Origin of the sequence: Bartonella tamiae Th239 (assembly GCF_000278275.1) — a bacterium.
GTDB lineage: Bacteria > Pseudomonadota > Alphaproteobacteria > Rhizobiales > Rhizobiaceae > Bartonella > Bartonella tamiae.
The window spans coordinates 753,654-775,019 of sequence record NZ_JH725147.1 but is presented as its reverse complement, the minus strand read 5'-3'; the positions used below and the strand labels follow the sequence as shown (position 1 = coordinate 775,019).

Genomic DNA, 21,366 nt, shown 5'->3' with positions numbered 1-21,366 from the left:
GTCAGAATAACTTTGCAATTTAAGCATGGCGTGATAATTTCACGCCATGAGGAAGATAAATCCATTCAAATATTTCAAAACATCACCTGAAATCATTTGTCACACGGTAATATAACTGTGTGATATTGGTTCATCATTGGTTAAGCAAACCTCATCAATGCCTCTATTGGAGTTGGGTTTAATCATTCTAAAACTGAGAGCTCATCAACCACATCAACACCTGTTGTCACCACATTAGATGCAGGACGTGCGATTGATATTGAAGCTGGTAACAAGATCACATCTCAAGGTGCGCAAATCAATGTTGGCAGTGATCCGTTTTGGAATAACATTGGTGATAAAAACGCTGGTAATATTGATCTAACCGCAAAGGAAATCAATTTAAACAGCGCCATTGGCACAACGCAAAGCAAAAGCAGCTCAAAAGCATCTGGTGCATTAATTGGCATGGATTTATCAGGAACTCCAAATGCTAGTGGCTATTATGATAAAAGCAATAGTAATAGCAACAGCCTTACCCATACAAATACGCATGTCACAGGCACAGGCACTGTAACCGTTAACACTGACGGTGACTTTACCTTGAAAGGTGCAACTGTTTCTGGAAATAAAGTTGTGGCCAATGTTGGTGGTAGCCTTATTATTGAAAGCCAAATTGATGTTGAAGATGTCAAGATTAAGCATGATAGCATCTCAGGCAATATTGGTGCCAATACGGCGGGTGTTAATGTTGTTAAACAAAACGGCAAAGGCAATAGCTTTACTGTTAATGAGCAATCAGGCATTCATGCAGGTGATGAAGGGTTTGATCTCAATGTTGATGACAAAACAGCCCTTAAAGGTGGATTGATTACTTCAACAGCTGGTGAAGACAAGAACAAGCTTGTAACAGGCACAATCACATTTGAAGATATCAACACAAGCTCTAGCTGGGATGTAACCACAAAAGGTGGTGGTTATACTATTGGCACAGGAAAACAAGGAGATGCTGGCACTGGCCCACTTGTATCACCAACACTGAATGATAGTGGCAAGGATAAAGGCAAGGCACAAGCTGCTGTATCTCCTGGTCAAATCATCATTACAAAAAAAGATGAACAAGTACAAGATATTGTAACCCTTAACCGTGATCCATCTCATACCAATGATAAGATTGATGGAATTCCTGATCTTCAAAAGAAGCTCAATGAGCAGTTAAAAACGCAACAGGAATGGACAGAAGCTGCCAAGAACATGGCAGAAGGCGTTAAGAAAATTTCTGATAAACTTAAAGAACAAACGGGCAGTGACATTTGGGGTGATGGCGGCGCAGGGCATTGTCAGAATAACTTTACGTTTTGAACGTGGCGTGATAATTTCGCGCCATGAGCAAGATAAATCCTTTCAAATATTTCAAAACTTCACCTGCAATTATCCGTTTAGCAGTGATGTATTATGTGAGATATCCACTTAGCTTTCGACAAGTTGAAGATATTCTGCATGATCGTGGCATTGATATTTGTCATGAAACTATAAGATATTGGGTTGCGCGTTTCGGCAAATTAATAGCTTGCTCCATTCGTAAAAAAAGAAAAAATCAACACTCAAATTGGCAGTGGCATTTGGATGAAGTCTTTGTAAAAATCAATGGTGTACAACACTATCTATGTCGAGCAGTTGATCATGAAGGCGAAGTTCTTGAATGCTTTGTTTCCAAGCGTCGCAACAAACAAACCGCTTTAAAATTCATCAAAAAAGCCATAAAACACAATGGATTACCTAAAGTTATAACAACAGATAGGCTTGCATCTTACAAGGCTGCATTTAGAGATATTGGTATCGAAGATCGTCAAGAAACAGGCCGTCGTCTTAACAATCGATGTGAAAATTCACACCTACCATTTCGTCGACGAGAAAGAGCAATGCAACGCTTCAAAAGTATGCCTTGGCTACAGAAATTCACACATATTCAAGGACAAATTTACAATCATTTTAATCATGAAAGGCATTTAATAAGCAGACAAACATACAAGCAAAAACGAACGACCGCTCTTCATGAGTGGTTTAATTTAACGCTTGCATAAAACACGCCTACCCTGCATTTCAGAGACGAGTTAGACTTAGTCTGACAACACCGCCATTACTTTTTATGTTTCATGAACTACTTACACTTTTTGTATCATTTTAAAAAATATTTTTATTAAAATCAATTAATCAATATGCTTTAAAGCGTTGAAGTTTTATGAATTAAAATTTAATATTTTAATGAAAGATTGAAACTTTCAATCATGACTTAATGAGAAATTTAAATATTTATTTTCGCTGTATATGTTTAGCGATGATGTATCATAAGTTATCACCATCGACTTTGGTTATAATAAATTATAGGCATCACTTCGCTAGGAAACATACCAAAATTAATATAGTTTATCTTTAGTAAACCAAATAGAATAAAATGAGGAGCTGTTATGAAAAAGATACTTTTATCCATTCTTCTTTCATCAACAATCGGTTTTACCGCACACGCGGCTGAACTTAATGCCAATAATCCCGATGGTTATAAGCAATTCAGATTAGATTATGCTGAAATGGTAGAAATCGCTAATCCTACGCGATTGCAACATAGAATATTTTATAATAAACCTTCTGAAGGGCCCGATGCAAAATGGTTTGATGCAGTCAAACAGGGTGATATTGAAACCATCAAAACAATGGTTGAGAATGGTCAAGATATTGAAGTAAAGGATGAAGCAAGTTTTGGGCAAACAGCTCTTGGCTGGGCTGCTTTTATCGGTTATGAAGATATTGTTGATTATCTTATTTCTCAAAATGCCAATCTCATGGCAACAGACAGAGCCGATGTGAGCAATGCACTCAAATCAGCAGGGCTTGGCAAGAATGTTGTCGTCTTTAAAAAAATACATGACTTATTAAAAGACAAAGTTGATTTGAATAATCAAAGCAATGACCTTCAAGGCGAAACAATTCTTATTGTTGCTTCTAGTAATGATAGGCAAGAAATTGTAAAATATTTACTTGAAAATGGTGCAAAAACGGATTTAATCACCACTGAAAAAGATGTCAATCATCCAGCCTATAATAAAAGTGCCTTATCCTTTGCTTGTGATAATGGCAGTGCTGATGCAATTAAAATTTTGATAGAGCATGGTGCTATTAATCATCGTAACAACAAACCATATTGCGACTATTAATAAATAGCAATTAAATAACATTATTTATAGTTATATCTTGATTTTAATTGAGTGTTTTCTTTACTTTTATTAGAGTGAAACAAATAAATAAACCCGACTGTGGTATTATAAGTCGGGTTTAGTTTTCTTATAAAGAATAAGACATTAAATTTGATTTAAAGCCTATTTTACCAAGAAGATAATGACTGTCGCCAAAATTAGCAAAGCTACTACGTGCATTAACTTCACCGTAAAGGGGATATTTGTCATTTTTCCAATTATATGAAAGTCCTATACCCAAACTGCCCAAAAGCGATCTGGACGGTTCTCTAATGTAACATTTGTTATGGTAATTTCTGTTTCGTCAAGAAATTCATAATATAGATTGGCAATGCCATAAGTTTTTAAACGACGAAGTTCCTCCATTTCTGATGTCCAGTTTTTTTCTCGGTCAAGTGCAAGACCAAGCCGCCCTGTCAAAGCATCATTATTTTTGTGACGAATAATAGCGGAATAAGCATCGGAAATAGTATTAAATTCAGCAGAATTATAAGATAATTGAGATTGCGGTGTTAAACTCCAATATTGATTTAATCCGATTTTTTACCGGCCTCAATACTGAGTGCGTAACCTCTCGCTCTATTATGATTAGTTTCTCGTTTATCAAGTGTGTCAGGTTAAATATCAAATTTACACCACATTATTTGCGCATCACCTTCAATAGAGATATTATTGTTACCTTACCATGTGAGTGTTACGCCAAAGCCATAACCGTTGTTTTTAATAACCCCTTTGCCAAAACGAGAAAAAACGTCCATTTTATTATGTCCATATTGAAAATAAACACCACCATTAACTTGACCAATTGCTTTATCTAACGCAACAAAATCTAAACCAAATTGAGTACTGATCATCGTAACGTCATAATGAGAATTGTTGAAAGATTATTTAGAATTAATATGTCCTGTTGAGCGTTGTACTTATATCCAAAAGCCATCATCATTCATTGCGTAAGACGAAACGCTATCGCTATCTTCATTCCTCAACTAAATGCGTTGCTCTAATGTAGTAAGCTTATTCATTTGAAGAAGTGTATGTGGATAAATTTCGCATAAAGCCGCTGCTGGTTGATAAATAGTTTTTAAATCTTTGCTATCAGGTCCGTGATTGGTTTTTTTGGATTTTCTAGTTCTGTTTCAATATTTAATTAACGCAAATACCAATTATCATCATCTGCATCGCTGGATACGCCATTATGGTAAAGTGAATAGGCATAAGCACCCCCAAAAATTGCAACTTTCCCTTCATAGTTATAATTACTTTGCATGACAAAACTATCATTAGGGGATATTTTTGAACATCAATAATTTTAATGCCGTTACCACTTATTGAGGCACCGAGACAACCACGATTTTTAACTATGATTGACGTCTTACCTGATACATCGCCTGTAATATACATTTGATCGCTCACTGATTGCTCACTCTCTAAAACAATATTAATATGTTATACACCCTTATCACCATAATAATCGCCGTTAACAGTCACTGTATTACCAATTGAACTTTTTGCGAGATCTATAGTGCCAATATTTGTTAATCCGCCGAGGTTTAAATTGGATAGAGCCACGTCTTCATGCCCACCAATGGCATTTAATAACCAAATAATCCCATCATTGTTGACATATCCTGTAACGCGACCTGATGCCGATAGTAGAGCATTTTTTGCAATAATGACATCGCCACCAATTTGCGCATCATGGATTGTGTCATCACCAACAATCAACGTTCCATTATCAACATTTGTACGCCTGACAAAACGAGATAAAGCATGACCAATTTGCATGATGTCGCTACCATCTTTGATAAAACAACCATCACCTTCAAAACGATCGTTTAAATCCCATTTCTGATCAGTTTTCGCAATAAAAGGACCGTTAGCAAGAATTGATCCCTCACCAATATTTTGGGTTCATTCGCTGTTACAACATTATCCGCGCCAATATCCAATGTTCCTTATTCAAGGTTCCTTCAAAATGATTACTGTTACTAGTAAAATCAGAAGGCTCCCATCGCATATTTTTACCCGACCATGCCCTGCAAAAGACGCCTATTTTTTCCTTGAAGAGACCCTGATCGAGCGTCGCCATCAATCGAAAGATTTGCAAAAGTAAACCTATCTTCTGGACCGACTGATAAATGGTCTTTGTATGATCAAATGCGTGCGCTGTATTCGCAATAATTTGGGAACCACCATCAACTTCTAAAGAGCCTATAAAAGCATTTTGAACACCATGGATAGAAAAAATGAAGATTGAATGTTGATGTTTACCCCACTATATGATGTATGAAGATCTAAGTAACCACCAGAAAGTTCGCCATCAGAGCGCAAAGCTTTATCAATTGTTAATTGTGACCCTCAGAAACCCTTAATTGCCAACCAAGGCTCGTATTCACTACGCCGATCGTTTGCAAATATCCATCCATATCAACACCACCATGTGAAGTGATGTTCAAATAGAAAATTTTACCAAGAACATTATAAGCTCTCAACAAAAGAGTACCCGTCGAGGCTGTCATTGTTCCTGTATAATCATTCGTTGTATTTGAAATGAAAATGATTTTATCGTTGCCTGCCTTAATAACCAAATCACCAGAGCCTGTGAGTTTTGCTGACATATCCGTTGCATTACCTATCTTGTTCGTGAATATACAGCAGATGCGGCTTTTATCCTTAAGCCTTTAGAACCAAAATTTAAGCGCGGTCTAACAGGTCCCATCTGGATGCGCGGTGATATTGATGGTGCTCATGGCCATGCCTCAGGTGATTTTGGCAAAGGTGCAGATACTATTCATAATACAATAAAAATCATTCAATCACTTGATATATTAGAAGAACGTTGGAATGATCGCAAAACAGATTATCTTCCTTTTGATAGACATCCAAATCGCATTCATTTTAATATCGGGCGTATAGAAGGAGTCGAATGGCCTTCCAGTATGTCGGCAGATTGTTGGTTTGAAGTCTGTATTGCGATTTATCCCGGACAATCACGTCAAAAAGCATACAAAAAAATTCGTAGATTTATTTTTGAACAAACAGCCACACACACTTTTTTAAAAAATCATTTCCCAAGATTTCATTATAAAGGTATTTTGCAGAAGGATATTTATTGAAAGATGCTGATGAATAAGAAAAAATTCTTGCACAGCGTCATTACAATGTATGGAATAAGCAATTAGAAGAACGTATTTTTTTGCAACAACAGATGCTCAATGCAATGAACTTTATGGAAATTGTCCAAGATTAGTCTACGGACCTTATTGCAAAAACCCACATGGTTTTGAAGAATGTGTCGATCTTGAATCTGTTTGTTGTGTCACCCAAACAATAGCGCTTTTCATCGCTCATTGGTGTGGACTTGAATCTTATCACTAAAAATATAATTTATAAAATAAGAACGGGTTTTATAGGCGCTTTTTGGATCAATCAAATTAAGAGATAAATGCAATATAAAGGATAAAAAATGTTAAAAGATCTTACATTATTCAAACAAGCAGCCTTTATTGCAGGTCAATGGATTGATGCAGATCCTCAAAACGGTACTGCTGTGATAAACCCAGCCTCGGGCGACATTATCGGATATGTTCCAAAATGTGATACACAAATGGTGCAAACGGCTCTTAATACCGCACAAAAAGTTCAAAAATTTTGGGCAGTAAAAACAGCAAATGAACGTGCTGTGATTCTTGAGCATTGGTATTCTCTCATAATGGAAAATCGTGAAGATCTTGGTCATATTTTAACACTTGAACAGGGAAAACCTTTAAGTGAAGCTCTTGGTGAAATTGATTATGGAGCAAGCTTTATTCGCTGGTTTGCAGAAGAAGCGCGCCGTGTCAATGGCGAAATTTTGCCTGGGCATCAAACAGATAAACGCATTCTCATTATGAAACAGCCCATTGGTGTGGTGGGCGCAATTACACCTTGGAATTTTCCGAATGCGATGATCACACGCAAAGCAGGACCAGCCTTTGCAGCAGGCTGTGCCATGGTGCTAAAACCTGCAATACAAACCCCCTTTTCTGCTATCGCATTAGCAATTTTGGCAGAACGGGCAGGTCTACCCTCAGGCCTTTTTAGTGTCATAACGGGATCAGCAACTGAAATCGGCGCGGTGCTTACGCAAAGTCCTATTGTGCGTAAACTAACTTTCACTGGATCAACTGAAGTTGGTAAAAAACTCTATGCTCAAAGCGCACCCACAATCAAAAAATTAGGATTAGAACTTGGTGGTAATGCTCCTTTCATTGTATTTGACGATGCAGATATTGATGCAGCTGTAAAAGGTGCGGTCATTGCAAAATTTCGTAATAACGGTCAGACATGCGTCTGTGCCAATCGTCTTTACATTCAAGATTCAATTTATGACCGTTTTGCCACAAAACTCAAAACGGCTGTTGAAGCTTTAAAAGTTGGCGACGGCATGGAAAAAAATATAGATCTTGGGCCTTTAATCGATGAAGCCGCTCTTAAAAAAGTAGAAGACCACATAGCAGATGCAGTCAATAAAGGTGGTCATATTTTACTTGGTGGCAAACCACACACATTGGGAGGAACTTTTTTTGAACCCACTATTCTTACCGATATCACACCTAAAATGAAGATGACGCATGAAGAAACTTTTGGTCCTGTTGCGCCGCTTATACGCTTTAAAGACGAAAATGATGTGATTGCACAAGCCAATAATACCGATTTTGGTCTTGCATCCTATTTCTATGCTCAAGACTTGGCACGTGTTTTTCGAGTGAGTGAAGCACTTGAATTTGGAATGGTGGGGGTGAATACAGGTTTAATTTCAACTCCAGAAGCACCTTTTGGTGGCATTAAACTTTCAGGACTTGGCCGAGAAGGATCACACTTTGGTATCGATGATTTTCTTGAGTTGAAATATGTTTGTTTGGGTGAAATCAAATAAAATTTCTCAATTCTTACATTCATATATAAAAGGCGCTCTCCACTTAGAAAGGCGCCTTTTTTCACATGTTTTTCATATAATTCAACGCCCATTTGTTGAAATTTTACGGTTTTATGATAAACACTCCACTATAATACTTTAAAATTTCATGTAGAAAAGATAATCCACTTGTAAAAGGATTTAAAAACCCAAAAAAATCTTAGGTTTTATAAGTTCATTCATGGTTAATTTGCTTTTTGTCACTAATCTATGAAACAATAGCCTCTTTTTAACGAGGGATTTGTTAAGTCCTCTTCATCGCATTCAAAATAAATAGACATTAACATAAGGTGGTCAGTGTGAAATTTCATTTGATAGACAAAATAACATTTTGGGGGTCAGTAGCGCTGTTACTTTTGGTAACAATGCCGCTCATTTTCTATCCTGAAGCAGGTGAACAATGGATTAATCAAGCAAAAGCAATCTTAACCGATGAATTCGGTTTTATTTATTTGGCTCTCGGATTAGCCGCTTTTTGTTTTATGATATATATCATTTTTTCTGATATCGGACAAATAAAACTAGGTGAGCCCGATGAAGACGTGGAATTTGGCACCTTATCATGGGGCGCCATGCTCTTTTGTGGTGGCATTGGTGCATCTATTCTTTATTGGGGAACAATTGAATGGGCCTATTATTATATTCAACCGCCATTTAATGCCATTCCAGAAAGTCATGAAGCAGTGCGTTGGGCAACAACTTATGGTCTTTTCCACTGGGGTTTTATTGCTTGGTCTATTTATCTTGTACCAGCCTTACCAATTGCTTATTTTTATTATGTTCGCAAAAAAGAAGTTTTAAAAGTTTCAGTTTCATTGATGCCTGTTATTGGTGAAAAAAAAAGTAAAGGCCTCACAGGTAAATTGATCGACGTTATGTTCGTTTTTGGTATGCTTGGTGGGGGTGCAACCACGCTTGGTATTTCTGCACCTCTCATCACAGAAGGACTTCATGTTCTTTTTGGATTTCCAACGACATTATTAGCGCAATTGGGCGTTCTTCTTATTTGTACCTGTATTTTTGCCTATTCCTCTTATGCGGGAATGGAAAAAGGGATAAAATTTTTTTCCAATATTAACTTTTGGGGTGCAATGGGATTTTTAGCTTTTGTCCTCATAGTCGGACCCACTGTTTTTCTTCTTAACACGGGTCTTGATGCAATCGGACGTATGTTGACCAACTTTTTCCGCATGGCAACATGGACTGAACCCTTTGGTGGTTTAAGTGATTTTGATGATACCCATTTCCCACAAGATTGGACGATCTTCTATTGGGCATGGTGGTTGGTTTTTGCACCAAGTATGGGGCTTTTCATTGCGCGTATTTCTCGCGGTCGTACAATGAAACAAATGGTTGCTGGCTCTCTCTTTTTTGGTTCTCTGGGATGTTTTTTATTCTTTATTGTTTTAGGAAATTACAGCCTGTCACTTCAGTTAAGTGGAGCACTTGATGTTATTCAAATCTTAAAAGATCAAGGACCAACTTCAGCAATTTATGCCACATTAGGACAATTACCATTTAGCTATCTCGCTATCTTGGTCTTTACCATTTTATGTGTGATTTTTACAGCAACAACATTTGACTCTATCTCGTATATTTTGGCTGCTGTTGTGCAAAAAAAAATCAATAAAGAACCTATGCGGTGGAACCGTTTATTTTGGGCATTTGCACTGTCGTTTTTACCAACAACACTTCTTTTTATGGGTGGACTTTCTACGTTGCAAACGGCTGCCATCGTTGGTGGTTTACCTTTGCTCTTTATTGTTGCACTGCAAATGGTTTCAATTGTTAAGGCTGCAAATTTCGACTTACGCAATCAAGAAGAATATAGCGATCCTGTCATTAATATTACTGAGACCGATGAAATTGATCCATGGTCAACAGAAGGTATTGCTCTGGCAAAATTTGAACAACTGCGTGATGAAGCACAAGAGGCTTCTGAAAATGAACGTCTTGCTAATAATGATTTATTTGCAGTACGAAAAAAAATTCGCTCACTTGCTCTACAATGGGATGCAGATGTTGCAGAACATAAAATACCAGACGAGCTTTTAGAAGAACAAAAAAGAGCAACGGATGCTCTTAAAGAAGCACGAACGACAAAAGAAACCGCATCAAAAGCTGCACAGCAAGCACGCATGGAATTTACACGACTAACGCGTGAAAAAAATGAAAATGATGACACTTAAAAAATATTAAAAATGATAAAACTCTTAAAAAGAAGAGAAAGCGCGTTGTATAAATTACAACGCGCTTTTTACACATTAGATTAATTATCAGAACAACAAATTCTAAAAGCTCATTTTTTATATCATGTTTACATTTTTTACAAAATTGAAACAGGTTTAAGAATGCCGTAAACGCAAACGTCATAAAATATCATGAAGTTGGCATAAGTTCAGTAAACCTAAAGACAACTTTATAACATATATATGATGATATATAGCTTATTTTTTTATTAAATTTTTATGGTGCCGCATGTCGGAATCGAACCAACGACCCCATCATTACGAATGATGTGCTCTACCAACTGAGCTAATGCGGCACAAATCTTCATTAAGGCATCTTAACTATAAGAAAGGCATCTTAACTATAAGATTTTATTGGCGTGATAGACAAAAGAAGTGATTCATGCAAGACATCAATTAAAATCTATTGTCGCTTTTTTCTTTTTTTAAACATTATAAAAATGAATAAAAGCTGTTTTATCGTTTCATAAACATAAAACCATTGCTATCTGTTTTTCAAATGCCTATTGTGGGAGATATAATTATGACTCTTGAGGAGGTACTTCTTGACCAATGCTGAGCAAGCCATACGCAATGCATTGTTAAATGTTGATGCTTTCAACCAAGCTGATCGTCGTCGTGTCTATGAATCAGCTTGGAATGCGCACGAACGAGCTTTAATTTCTAATACAGCCTTAGATGATATAAATCGCGAGCGCCGCCGTGATGAACTAATGCGCGTTATTCGATTGATTGAAAATGAATATCTATCGCAAGAAGCCTCTTTCAATCACTCACACTCTGATCCTGCGCAGTCACAAAATAATACACTGCATGCCTTAGGCCCTGAAGATCAAATTGAAATTGAAGTTGACGGTGTTTCCAATAATCCATCATCAAGAGTTAGAGAGCAAATTCACAAAAAAAGAAGCAAAATCCTTATAATTTTAGGATTAGGATTTATCGGATTTTTAATTGTCATCTTTATCATTTGGTCGCTGATTTTAAGTTTTTCTTCTCAAAAACCTTCTGAGCATATAATTGAAACACCAAGAGCATCATCCTCTTCTTCACACTATCAAGCTGTTGATGACAAAAAAAACAACCAAGAGCAAGATACAAGCTGGATTCGAATTTTTCATCCTAATGATGCCTCTTCTGTAGCAACACGCGGTGCCGCTTCTGTTGACATAAGAATGAATGCCGGAGAGCCTTATATGCATATTTTTGCCAACAATGCAGATGATGCTGCAATTATTTCGATTGGTGAGGGTGTTCTTAATAAGCTGCGTGGTCAAAGCATTATGTTTGAAATTGATGCACAAAGTGATGGAACCCAATCCAGCCAGTTAAGCATTACATGTGATTTTGGTACTGGCAGTGAATGTGGCAGACGGCGCTTTGAAATTCTTTCTAATCGTGAAAATATTCTGTTTCAGGTTTCTATACCGCAAAATAGTAAAGGTGCTGGTAAACTTTATCTCACAAGTGACTTACTCGGTGAAGGTCATGCGATAAATATTTATAATATAGGTATGAAAGCGAGTAATTAAGATCTTGACACTAGAAGCAATCGCAATTGATGATGACGTTATTGAGAATGGTGCTCAAAGTTTTTATGGTCGCATTCAACATGACACGCTTATTGGTCTAATTTTTGAAGAGCGTATTCATGATTGGGAACCCCATTTACAACGAATGCTTGCGTTTTGGTCTTCTGTAATTTTACTTAGTCGACGTTATGATGGCCGCCCAATGCCAAAACATGGTGTATTGCCAATTGATGCGTATCATTTTGATCGTTGGCTTGAAATTTTTAAAAACACAGTATTAAAAACACAGTAGAAGATATCTGTATTCCAGAAGATGCAGAATTATTTATTAAAAAAGCTACCCAAATGACCTATAGCTTGGAATTAGGTGTTGCTAATCAACATAATGTTATGTTGAAAACAGGTGAGCGTTATATTCGAGATAATAATGATGTACAATATGGTTAATAATGAACGGCTTGTTGAACTTGAAATAAAAGTTTCAGAGCAAGAAAAAACAATTGATGAATTATCATCCGTTTTGGCTCAACAATGGAAAACAATAGAGCGTATTGAACATCAATTGACGTTATTAACCAAACGTTTTGTTCATTTAGAAGAGCAAATTCCCCCCGATATCCCTATAACAAAGCCGCCCCATTATTAGGGCGGCCTCTTAAATTTTATGTCTTCATAAGTTTGATCTATATCGCATGATATATAAAAACGAACACACCATTTCGATACGTCTATTTATTGAATAACAATTGCGTCATGGTATGTTTTTCAATAAAATCATCTTAAATTATTTTACAACCTCACGTAAAGGAATTGGGCATGACACACCCGTACCTTTTAATCCACAATATCCATTTGGATTTTTTGCCAAATATTGCTGATGATAATCTTCTGCAAAATAAAAAGGTGTTTCCATTTCAATCTCAGTCGTGATTTTTCCTAATCCACGTGCATCAAGCGCTTTTTGAAACAGTTCTTTACTTTCCACCGCTTGTTTAAAATCTTCTTCACGACTTAAATAAAGCGCTGAACGATAATTATTTCCGACATCATTTCCCTGACGCATACCTTGTGTGGGGTTATGTTCTTCCCAAAAAATAGCAAGCAAATCCTGCAAATTTATTTTTTTTGGATCATAAACAATTAAAGCCCCTTCTGTATGGCCTGTTTTACCAGTGCACACTTCTTCATAAGTCGGATTAGGCGTAAAGCCTCCAATATAACCTACTGCAGTCACATAGACACCATCTAGATTCCAAAACAACCGTTCAACACCCCAAAAACAACCCATTGCCACTACGATGTGGCGAAGTCCTTCAGGATACGGTCCTTTAAGCTTACGACCGTTCACAAAATGCGTTTGTGCAGTTTGAATAGGTGTTGAACGACCTGGCAAAGCTGTGTCTTGCGAGGGCATCATAGTTTTTTCAAATAAAGAGGATAATGTATACATTATATTTTCCTTAAATCGCTTGATTCACTCAAGCTTTGGTTCTGCTTATACCCAATCACAAAAAATAAAAGAGACAATAAGCCCAAAATAACAACCGCAGGTAGTTTTATAAAAAAGACTACCGAATATGAAAGATAGGAAGAAAACGTCATTTCCACCCCATCTTTAATGTTATTTAGTTCAAATTGGACTATGCTTTCCAATAAGGTATAAAATGGTGTTAAGATAATATCTGATTGGCCAATACTGCGTGCACTATCAATTATAGCTATTGTCAATAACGCCAATAAAAATAAAACAGACACAAATTTGGCAATTCCCCGAAACATATGAAATTATCTTTTATCTTATGCTTACGTATAACGCTTAAGCTCTTATATTGTTGCAATTAAAAAAAATACAATATGTCAAAACATTGAAATGCAAAAAAGCCGCACTTTTAATACTTTTTATAATAAATATCGAAATATTATGAACCCACTAAAAATCCGTCAGTTCATTTTGCGTTTTTTATCATATATTTTACAGAGTAAAACTTTGTGGTCAACGAAGCGACTAAAAATTAATTTTTCTAATTTTTTTCTTCATAAAAGTAAATAACATGTCTATTATACAAACGGTATTCGCTTTAAGTTGTCTTGATTTTTGAAGAGACAATTATCTTTTCCCTCTTGGTTCTTGAATAAAACAGCAATATATAAATAGAAGAACCAATCATACGCCTATCGACTTGAAAGAAAAAACGTGCAAACAAAATCGAATTCAAAATTGGTTGATCCTTTTGGAAGAAAGGTCACATATTTACGTCTTTCTGTGACAGATCGATGCGATTTACGGTGTGTGTATTGCATGTCAGAAGATATGGTGTTTTTGCCTAAAAAAGATCTTTTGACCATTGAGGAGCTTTATCGTGTTAGTTCCAAACTGATTGATATGGGCATTAAGAAAATTCGTGTGACTGGAGGCGAACCATTAGTCAGACGTAATGTTATCTCCTTATTTGAAATGTTAAGCCAGCACATTGGTGTCGAGCTTGATGAAGTGACACTAACAACCAATGGAACACTTTTATCACGTTATGCAAAAGCGTTATATGAAAACGGAGTGAGGCGGATCAATGTTTCCCTTGATACACTCGATCCAGAGCGATACAAAAACATAACCCGTCGCGGCAATATAAACCATGTTTTTGAAGGGCTTGATGCGGCACAAGACACGGGATTAAAAATTAAAATCAATGCTGTTGCGATGCGCGGTGCCTTTTTAAATGAAGTTGACGATATGATCCGCTTTACGCATAAACGCGGCATGGATCTAACTTTAATTGAAGAAATGCCTATGGGAGAAACGGGTCATGACCGATTTCAAACTCATATTTCACTTCAATCAATACGCAATGATTTGTCACAAAGATGGACTCTTATCCCAGATGCACATTCATCAGGTGGACCTGCGCGTTACGTTAAAGTCGCAGAAACAGGAGGCCGTCTTGGCTTTATAACACCACTATCATGCGATTTTTGTGCTTCTTGCAATCGTATTCGCATCAGCTCGAAAGGAGAGCTTTTTCCCTGCATGGGACAAACAGGCATGGTAGAATTAAGAGAAGCTATGCGTCTGAGCGAAAGTGACGAACAGCTTATGGCTAAAATTTATCAAGCAATTGAATACAAACCAAAAGGACATGATTTTCTTATTAAAGAAAATAAAACATGCGGACTTCGTCGCCACATGTCACATTTAGGTGGCTAAAAAATAAAAAAAGTGGTGATACTTGCTATCATCAGCACATCAACTCTTAAACCTTATATCATAGGGACTAAAGAGTGATTGGACTAAAAAATCATCCTTACTTAAGACGATCTAAATTCTTTTAACATAGTCGTATCTTAGCATTGTAGCGTGATAATAGAGATTATTACTTTAATGATAAACGATGCAGCTTTCTTATTCCAAAGTGATAAGATCAGGAAGAAAAGAAATAACCTCATCTCAATATGCATATGTTAAAACAAAAAGACTTTATTTTAATTGTGCTGTCAATTATTTTACAAAGAACTAACTAAAATTAAATGAGATTAAGATCTGTGAAAGCTTATAAATTTACTGCACTCAACAAAGGTTTGTTAGCGTAAAATGCTTCAATATTATCAAACACCAATTGTGACATTTTATCCCGTGTGGAAACCGTGCCACTAGCATGGTGAGGATAAAGAACAACATTATCTAAATCTCTAAATGCTTTATTTATGTGTGGTTCATTTAAAAAAACATCGAGACCTGCATGAGCAATCTGTTTTTTTTGCAAAGCTTCAATTAAGGCATTTTCATCAATTACACTGCCGCGGGCGATGTTGATAAGAGATCCATGTTTTCCAAGCGCCTTAATCACTTTACTAGAAACAAGTTTTTCTGTTTCTTTCCCTCCTGTAACAGCGACAACCAAAATATCAGCCCATTTGGCCATATTTTCTAAAGAAGAAAAAAACTGATAAGAGACATCATTTTTTTGTTTGCGTCCGTAATATCCAATTTCTAAACCACAACTTTCATACCGCTTAGCAATAGCCTTTCCAATACGCCCTAAGCCCATAATACCAGCGCGTTTTTTCGCAGTTGTATCAGTTAATGGCATAGGTCCTTTTATCTCCCAATCGCCAGAGCGCACATAACGATCGCCTGAAATTAAATTCCGCCTTGCCGAAAGCATTAACATTAATGCAACATCTGCAACGTCATCAGTTAACACATCAGGAGTATTGGATAAATAAATGTTGCGTGCTTTTAAATCAGCCAGATTAATTTGATCATACCCAACTGTAACACAAGCAACTAAACCTAGCTCAGGCATTTTATCCAATAAAGTTTTATCCAAAACAATATTACCGCTCGTAATAAGAGTTTGACAACGGGAACCATTATGCTTGACAAAATTATTTAAATCATCGGCTTGATCAGCACGCAATAAGTGATAATCGCGCTTTAATTGTTCCATCTGATGTTCACGCAAGGGACTCAATACCATAATGTTTGGTTTCATAAAATTTTCCTCTCCCAAAATACAGATGCAAGGTAACATGATTGAGTGAATAGGCAATTTACATCTTGCGTCTTGATCATAATAGTAGCCATACTTATTTTCTAAATAAAGGGATATTCTTTAAAAAATTACGCACCTTTATTCCTAGGATGAATTATAAGACTATGAACTGTTTTTGATAAGGAGATTTCCATTTTAAATGTCATGACTTAATGAACAACGTTTTTTATAAATTCATTGCCAATTATGAGCGCTATCATCTTAAAGATAAACACTATAATCATTAAAAGGATATTTTATGCATCACGATGCCCATATTTTGATCGATCCTGTGAAATTAGATCGCCTTGCGGAAGTTGCTATCAAAGTTGGTCTTGGATTAAAAAAAGGTCAAGATATTGTTCTTACTGCCCCAATTGCAGCAATGCCACTTGTACGGCGTATCGCCCATCATGCTTATCGCCATGGCGCTGGAGTCATAACACCTTTTTTCCATGACGAAACGCTTTCTCTTGAACGCTTTAAAAATGGACATGACGAAAGCTTTGATCAAGCAGCCGATTGGCTTTATGAAGGTATGGCCAAAGCTTTTTCACAAGGTGCAGCTCGACTTGCGATTGCGGGAGACAATCCTTTACTTCTGGCAGATCAAGATGCACAAAAAGTTGCCCGTTTAAATAAAGCCGCTTCAATGGCTTCACAGCCTGCTTTAGAGAAAATTGCAGGATTTGATGTGAATTGGAATATTGTTTCATATCCCAATCCATCTTGGGCAGCTGTTGTTTTTCCGGATTTACCGATTGTCGAAGCCACTCAAAAATTAGCCGAGGCTATTTTTGCTGCATCGCGTGTTAATAAAGATGATGCTATCACGGCTTGGGAAAACCATAATGCACATTTAAAACAACGCTCAAAATGGTTAAATGAACATCGCTTTAGCGCATTGCATTTTAAAGGACCAGGAACAGATTTAATCGTTGGCTTAGCTGATATGCATGAATGGCATGGCGGAGCCTCTACAGCAAAAAATGGTATTACCTGTAATCCAAACATACCAACCGAAGAGGTCTTCACAACACCCCATGCCAATAAAGTTGAAGGTTTTGTAAGTTCAACCAAACCCCTGTCCCATCAAGGTACGCTCATTGATGACATACGCGTCAAATTTGAAAATGGACGCATTATCGAAGCCCATGCATCAAAAGGTGAAAAAGTGCTTCAACAAATTTTAGACACTGATGAAGGCGCTCGTCGACTTGGTGAAGTTGCACTTGTCCCCCATTCATCGCCAATTTCAACAAGTGGTTTGTTATTCTATAATACTTTATTTGATGAGAATGCTGCTTGCCATATTGCCCTTGGACAATGTTATTCGAAATGTTTTGTAAATGGTACATCGTTATCGGCAGATGAAATTGCACGAAGAGGTGGCAATAAAAGTTTTATTCACATTGATTGGATGATAGGTTCTGGAGAAATAAATATTGATGGCATCCATAGTGACGGAACGCATATTCCTGTTTTTCGTCAAGGCGAATGGTGTCAATGAACAATAAGTGGTCGGATATAGCCCGACCATTTTATCAAATGCATATGTTCATTTTATGAGTCATTAAATAACACTTCATGCATCAACCAATTGTCATGCTTTCACTATTAAAGTTCAATAAAATTTGTCATGATTGTTTTTAAAATTTTTATCCATTAGTGAAAATTGAATGAAACTCAAATGGTTCTATTATAACATAAAAGACCTCATCTTTATCGAACACAAAGAAAATGACTGAGAAAAGATGAATGTCTAATCACAAAAATGGATTATCTGTGATATGCCTGAATTACCTGAAGTTGAGACCGTTAAACGCGGCTTAGAGCCTGTTCTCACAGATGCAAAAATACTAACTGCTAAAACAAATCGCGCAAATTTACGCTATCCCTTTCCTGAAAATTTTTCAAAAATTTTAATCGGACTGAAAGTTATTGCTCTTACGCGTCGTGCGAAATATTTGCTCATCCATCTTTCATCACACGAAACAATCATAAGCCATTTAGGTATGTCAGGATCTTGGCGTATAGAAAACGAACTGCTTCATGATGATTATTTTACCAAGGGCAAATTATCCGTTCATGATCATTTTGAGATGCAAGTTTTCACAAACAAACATCAAACATTGCATATTATTTACAATGATCCACGGCGTTTTGGTTTTATAGAACTTGTCAAAACAGAAACACTTAATGATCATCCCATATTGTCAAAACTTGGCGTTGAACCCACAGGCAATACGCTTTCTGGCCATTATCTTCAAAAAATTTTCGCAAACAAAAAAGCCCCTCTTAAAGCCGCCCTCTTAGATCAATCACTTATTGCAGGGCTCGGTAATATCTATGTTTGCGAAGCTTTGTGGCGAGCAGGATTATCTCCTGAAAGACCTGCATATACACTTGCGCTTCATTCAAAAAAAGCTCAAACAAGTGCAGCACTTCTTGCTGTATCTATTCGTGATGTTATTCATGAAGCCATTATTGCTGGCGGCTCTTCACTTAAAGATTATGTCCAAACAGATGGATCCTTAGGCTATTTTCAACATCGCTTTTCAGTTTATAACCGCATGGGCGAAAAATGCCGACGTTGCCAAAAACCGATACAACGCATTACACAGTCAGGACGATCAAGTTTTTACTGCGCTTATTGTCAAAAATAATAAGAACTGCTTGCAAAAGGGTATAAGAGGCTTAAACTTACTTTTTTAAATCTATTAGGTGTAACAATGATTGAAAAGGTTTTATCCCGTATTGATTCTAATCTTGATGACAGTCTTGAGCGTCTTTTTACACTTATACGCATTCCTTCAATCTCGACGGATCCAACTTATGCAGATGAGTGTGTAAAAGCGGCCGATCTTCTTGTATCAGATCTAAAAACACTCGGTTTTCAAGCCTCACGTAGGGATACAAAAGGACACCCTATGGTGGTTGCTCATCATGAAGGCCCCCACCCCAATGCACCGCATGTTCTTTTTTATGGGCACTATGATGTTCAACCTGTTGATCCCTTAGAGTTATGGGATGATGATCCATTTGATCCCAAAATCAAGGATCTCAATGGTGAGAAAATTATTTCTGCACGCGGATCCTCTGATGATAAAGGTCAATTAATGACTTTTATTGAAGCCTGTCGTGCTTACAAACAAGAAACAGGTAAGCTACCTGTTGCTGTTACCATTTTATTTGAGGGAGAAGAAGAGTCAGGATCACCCTCTTTGCATCCCTTTTTGCATGCCAATAAAGAAGAGCTTAAAGCTGATTTTGCACTCGTGTGCGACACGTCAATGTGGAATGCGAATACGCCTTCAATTTCTGTAGGCTTACGTGGTTTACTCGGTGAAGAAATTGTTATTACAGCTGCTGATCGAGACCTTCACTCAGGTTATTTTGGTGGTGCTGCGGCCAACCCTATTCACATATTAGCAAAAATTATTGCAGGACTTCATGATAATGATGGACGGATCACTCTTCCAAATTTTTATGATGGCGTTGAAGAAACACCGCAACAAATTCTTGAATCATGGGAAGCATTAGGACGTGGTGCTAAAGAGTTTTTAGGTCCAGTCGGCTTGTCGCAACCTTCAGGAGAAAAAGGACGTTCCGTGCTTGAATTGACATGGGCTCGCCCTACCGCAGAAGTGAATGGCATCAGTGGCGGTTATGAAGGTGATGGATTTAAAACCGTCATTGCATCACAAGCGCGCGCGAAAATTTCTTTTCGCTTGGTTCACCAACAAGACCCAGAAAAGATTAGAGAAGCATTTCGACAGTATGTGCGGGCGCAATTGCCTGAAGATTGTCATGTTACATTTATCGATCATGGAGCCTCTCCTGCTATTCAATTGCCTTATGATTCGCCTTTAGTTGAAGCGGCTCAAAAAGCTTTATCCGATGAGTGGGAAAAACCAGCAATATTGGCTGCTATGGGCGGCTCTATTCCAATAGTAGGAGATTTTCAAACACTTCTTGGCATGGAATCATTGCTTGTCGGTTTTGGGCTTGATGATGATCGCATTCATTCACCCAATGAAAAATATAATCTCAAATCTTTTCATAAAGGACAACGCTCTTGGGCGCGTATCCTCTCTACGATCGCAAAGAAAGATAAAAAGAATGGCTGAAATACGTGTACATAAAGGTGACTTACCTGATCTTACTCATTATCAAGGCGATGCCGTCGCTATTGATACAGAAACATTAGGATTGCATCCTCATCGCGACCGTCTCTGCGTTGTTCAACTTTCCCCTGGAGATGGCACAGCCGATGTAATTCAAATTGCAAAAGGTCAAAAAACCGCTCCTAATCTTGTTCAATTGCTTAAAAATGATACCATTACAAAAATATTCCATTTTGGACGCTTTGATCTTGCTGTTCTTACTCATACCTTTGAGGTCATGCCTCAACCAGTTTTTTGTACGAAAATTGCTTCAAAACTGACAAGAACCTATACAGATCGTCACGGACTGAAGGAACTTTGCAACGAACTTCTCGATATTCATATATCCAAACAGCAGCAATCATCTGACTGGGCAGCCGAAACACTGTCAACATCGCAAATTGAATATGCGGCATCAGATGTTCTCTATCTTCATCGTTTAAAAGACGTTTTAGAACAGCGCCTTATTCGCGACGAAAGACAGAAAGTGGCAAAATCATGTTTTGAATTTCTGCCAACAAGGGCAAAATTAGATCTTTTGGGATGGCCAGAGACAGATATTTTTGCTCATAGATAAAGAAAAGTTTTGAAAAGCACGCAGAAAAATCCCTGATTTGCTGCATTTTTAAAGGTTTTGTTTACTATAAAAAAAATGTTCAAGCCTTTTTAAACAAAAAAAAACAGTTTTTTGAGAGTGTGGCAA

At 37.1% G+C, this 21,366-nt stretch carries 20 protein-coding genes, 1 tRNA gene and 2 pseudogenes; 14 read left to right on the top strand and 9 right to left on the bottom strand.

The window, feature by feature from the left end; translation table 11 throughout:
- Positions 1-153 precede the first annotated feature (153 nt).
- From ME5_RS03485 to ME5_RS03475, 3 genes are all read left to right on the top strand, one after another.
- Positions 154-1,341 carry a hemagglutinin repeat-containing protein gene (locus tag ME5_RS03485; RefSeq protein WP_342413254.1) on the top strand — a complete coding sequence of 396 codons (1,188 nt, stop codon included), beginning with the start codon at positions 154-156 and terminating at the stop codon, positions 1,339-1,341.
- Positions 1,342-1,364: 23 nt separating this feature from the next.
- Entirely contained in the window at positions 1,365-2,063 is a 699-nt protein-coding gene (locus ME5_RS03480) for an IS6 family transposase (protein WP_008038456.1), read from the top strand.
- A gap of 384 nt (positions 2,064-2,447) precedes the next feature.
- Positions 2,448-3,191 (top strand): ankyrin repeat domain-containing protein, encoded by a 744-nt coding sequence (locus tag ME5_RS03475; protein ID WP_008038455.1) that lies wholly within the window; start codon positions 2,448-2,450, stop codon positions 3,189-3,191.
- Positions 3,192-3,461: 270 nt separating this feature from the next.
- Here the strand turns inward: ME5_RS03475 and ME5_RS10615 are convergent, their stop codons facing one another.
- From ME5_RS10615 to ME5_RS03450, 5 genes and pseudogenes are all read right to left on the bottom strand, one after another.
- A complete protein-coding gene (locus ME5_RS10615) occupies positions 3,462-3,770 on the bottom strand; it encodes an autotransporter outer membrane beta-barrel domain-containing protein (protein WP_081485921.1) in 309 nt (102 codons plus the stop codon).
- 140 nt (positions 3,771-3,910) lie between these two features.
- Positions 3,911-4,096, bottom strand: a pseudogene (locus ME5_RS03465) (autotransporter outer membrane beta-barrel domain-containing protein); the annotation flags it as partial.
- Between the two features lie 436 nt (positions 4,097-4,532).
- Positions 4,533-4,667, bottom strand: a pseudogene (locus ME5_RS10860) (autotransporter outer membrane beta-barrel domain-containing protein); the annotation flags it as partial.
- A 9-nt stretch (positions 4,668-4,676) separates the two neighbouring features.
- Positions 4,677-5,015 (bottom strand): hypothetical protein, encoded by a 339-nt coding sequence (locus ME5_RS03455; RefSeq protein ID WP_008038439.1) that lies wholly within the window; start codon positions 5,013-5,015, stop codon positions 4,677-4,679.
- Between the two features lie 560 nt (positions 5,016-5,575).
- Positions 5,576-5,848 carry a hypothetical protein gene (locus ME5_RS03450; RefSeq protein WP_008038438.1) on the bottom strand — a complete coding sequence of 91 codons (273 nt, stop codon included), beginning with the start codon at positions 5,846-5,848 and terminating at the stop codon, positions 5,576-5,578.
- Between ME5_RS03450 and ME5_RS03445 the strand changes: the two genes are divergently transcribed.
- The 3 genes from ME5_RS03445 (at position 5,849) to ME5_RS03435 (ending at position 10,376) form a co-directional block, all read left to right on the top strand.
- Positions 5,849-6,346 (top strand): peptidase dimerization domain-containing protein, encoded by a 498-nt coding sequence (locus ME5_RS03445; protein WP_342413253.1) that lies wholly within the window; start codon positions 5,849-5,851, stop codon positions 6,344-6,346.
- 350 nt (positions 6,347-6,696) lie between these two features.
- Entirely contained in the window at positions 6,697-8,148 is a 1,452-nt protein-coding gene (locus tag ME5_RS03440) for an NAD-dependent succinate-semialdehyde dehydrogenase (RefSeq protein ID WP_008038436.1), read from the top strand.
- A gap of 338 nt (positions 8,149-8,486) precedes the next feature.
- On the top strand, positions 8,487-10,376 hold the full coding sequence (locus ME5_RS03435) for a BCCT family transporter (RefSeq protein ID WP_008038435.1): 1,890 nt from the start codon (positions 8,487-8,489) through the stop codon (positions 10,374-10,376).
- A 280-nt stretch (positions 10,377-10,656) separates the two neighbouring features.
- Here the strand turns inward: ME5_RS03435 and ME5_RS03430 are convergent.
- Positions 10,657-10,732, bottom strand: a tRNA-Thr gene (locus tag ME5_RS03430).
- A gap of 249 nt (positions 10,733-10,981) precedes the next feature.
- Between ME5_RS03430 and ME5_RS03425 the strand changes: the two genes are divergently transcribed.
- The 3 genes from ME5_RS03425 (at position 10,982) to ME5_RS03415 (ending at position 12,614) form a co-directional block, all read left to right on the top strand.
- Entirely contained in the window at positions 10,982-11,968 is a 987-nt protein-coding gene (locus ME5_RS03425; RefSeq protein ID WP_008038434.1) for a hypothetical protein, read from the top strand.
- Between the two features lie 4 nt (positions 11,969-11,972).
- Positions 11,973-12,260 (top strand): group III truncated hemoglobin, encoded by a 288-nt coding sequence (locus ME5_RS03420; RefSeq protein WP_008038433.1) that lies wholly within the window; start codon positions 11,973-11,975, stop codon positions 12,258-12,260.
- 147 nt (positions 12,261-12,407) lie between these two features.
- Positions 12,408-12,614 (top strand): SlyX family protein, encoded by a 207-nt coding sequence (locus tag ME5_RS03415; RefSeq protein ID WP_196793524.1) that lies wholly within the window; start codon positions 12,408-12,410, stop codon positions 12,612-12,614.
- A gap of 138 nt (positions 12,615-12,752) precedes the next feature.
- Here the strand turns inward: ME5_RS03415 and msrA are convergent, their stop codons facing one another.
- Positions 12,753-13,418, bottom strand: coding sequence for a peptide-methionine (S)-S-oxide reductase MsrA (gene msrA, locus ME5_RS03410; RefSeq protein WP_008038431.1), 666 nt, complete (start codon positions 13,416-13,418; stop codon positions 12,753-12,755).
- Complete coding sequence (locus ME5_RS03405; protein WP_008038430.1) at positions 13,418-13,747, bottom strand: hypothetical protein; 330 nt, start codon at positions 13,745-13,747, stop codon at positions 13,418-13,420. Before ME5_RS03405 ends, msrA begins: the two co-directional genes overlap by 1 nt.
- Before the next feature lie 415 nt (positions 13,748-14,162).
- Between ME5_RS03405 and moaA the strand changes: the two genes are divergently transcribed.
- Positions 14,163-15,170 (top strand): GTP 3',8-cyclase MoaA, encoded by a 1,008-nt coding sequence (gene moaA, locus ME5_RS03400; RefSeq protein ID WP_008038417.1) that lies wholly within the window; start codon positions 14,163-14,165, stop codon positions 15,168-15,170.
- Positions 15,171-15,513: 343 nt separating this feature from the next.
- On the opposite strand, the gene ME5_RS03395 is transcribed toward moaA, so the two are convergent.
- Positions 15,514-16,458 carry a 2-hydroxyacid dehydrogenase gene (locus ME5_RS03395; RefSeq protein WP_008038416.1) on the bottom strand — a complete coding sequence of 315 codons (945 nt, stop codon included), beginning with the start codon at positions 16,456-16,458 and terminating at the stop codon, positions 15,514-15,516.
- A gap of 298 nt (positions 16,459-16,756) precedes the next feature.
- On the opposite strand from ME5_RS03395, the gene ME5_RS03390 reads away from it, so the two are divergent.
- The 4 genes from ME5_RS03390 to ME5_RS03375 all read left to right on the top strand — a co-directional run bounded on the left by ME5_RS03390 (position 16,757) and on the right by ME5_RS03375 (position 21,240).
- A complete protein-coding gene (locus ME5_RS03390; RefSeq protein WP_008038415.1) occupies positions 16,757-18,007 on the top strand; it encodes an aminopeptidase in 1,251 nt (416 codons plus the stop codon).
- A 280-nt stretch (positions 18,008-18,287) separates the two neighbouring features.
- Positions 18,288-19,163 carry a bifunctional DNA-formamidopyrimidine glycosylase/DNA-(apurinic or apyrimidinic site) lyase gene (gene mutM / locus ME5_RS03385; RefSeq protein ID WP_008038414.1) on the top strand — a complete coding sequence of 292 codons (876 nt, stop codon included), beginning with the start codon at positions 18,288-18,290 and terminating at the stop codon, positions 19,161-19,163.
- Positions 19,164-19,229: 66 nt separating this feature from the next.
- Complete coding sequence (locus ME5_RS03380) at positions 19,230-20,627, top strand: M20/M25/M40 family metallo-hydrolase (protein ID WP_008038413.1); 1,398 nt, start codon at positions 19,230-19,232, stop codon at positions 20,625-20,627.
- Entirely contained in the window at positions 20,620-21,240 is a 621-nt protein-coding gene (locus ME5_RS03375; RefSeq protein WP_008038412.1) for a ribonuclease D, read from the top strand. The genes ME5_RS03380 and ME5_RS03375 overlap by 8 nt, the downstream gene beginning before the upstream one ends.
- The last annotated feature ends 126 nt before the right edge of the window (positions 21,241-21,366 follow it).

Excerpts from the sequence above, each read along its gene's own strand:
- mutM (WP_008038414.1), top strand. The coding sequence starts at position 18,288 with ATGCCTGAATTACCTGAAGTTGAGACCGTTAAACGCGGCTTAGAGCCT.
- ME5_RS03390 (WP_008038415.1), top strand. The coding sequence starts at position 16,757 with ATGCATCACGATGCCCATATTTTGATCGATCCTGTGAAATTAGATCGC.
- ME5_RS03415 (WP_196793524.1), top strand. The coding sequence starts at position 12,408 with ATGGTTAATAATGAACGGCTTGTTGAACTTGAAATAAAAGTTTCAGAG.
- ME5_RS03480 (WP_008038456.1), top strand. The coding sequence starts at position 1,365 with ATGAGCAAGATAAATCCTTTCAAATATTTCAAAACTTCACCTGCAATT.
- ME5_RS03450 (WP_008038438.1), bottom strand. The coding sequence starts at position 5,848 with ATGTCAGCAAAACTCACAGGCTCTGGTGATTTGGTTATTAAGGCAGGC.
- ME5_RS03455 (WP_008038439.1), bottom strand. The coding sequence starts at position 5,015 with ATGCAAATTGGTCATGCTTTATCTCGTTTTGTCAGGCGTACAAATGTT.
- msrA (WP_008038431.1), bottom strand. The coding sequence starts at position 13,418 with ATGTATACATTATCCTCTTTATTTGAAAAAACTATGATGCCCTCGCAA.
- ME5_RS03380 (WP_008038413.1), top strand. The coding sequence starts at position 19,230 with ATGATTGAAAAGGTTTTATCCCGTATTGATTCTAATCTTGATGACAGT.
- ME5_RS03440 (WP_008038436.1), top strand. The coding sequence starts at position 6,697 with ATGTTAAAAGATCTTACATTATTCAAACAAGCAGCCTTTATTGCAGGT.
- ME5_RS03405 (WP_008038430.1), bottom strand. The coding sequence starts at position 13,747 with ATGTTTCGGGGAATTGCCAAATTTGTGTCTGTTTTATTTTTATTGGCG.
- ME5_RS03475 (WP_008038455.1), top strand. The coding sequence starts at position 2,448 with ATGAAAAAGATACTTTTATCCATTCTTCTTTCATCAACAATCGGTTTT.
- ME5_RS03395 (WP_008038416.1), bottom strand. The coding sequence starts at position 16,458 with ATGAAACCAAACATTATGGTATTGAGTCCCTTGCGTGAACATCAGATG.
- ME5_RS03375 (WP_008038412.1), top strand. The coding sequence starts at position 20,620 with ATGGCTGAAATACGTGTACATAAAGGTGACTTACCTGATCTTACTCAT.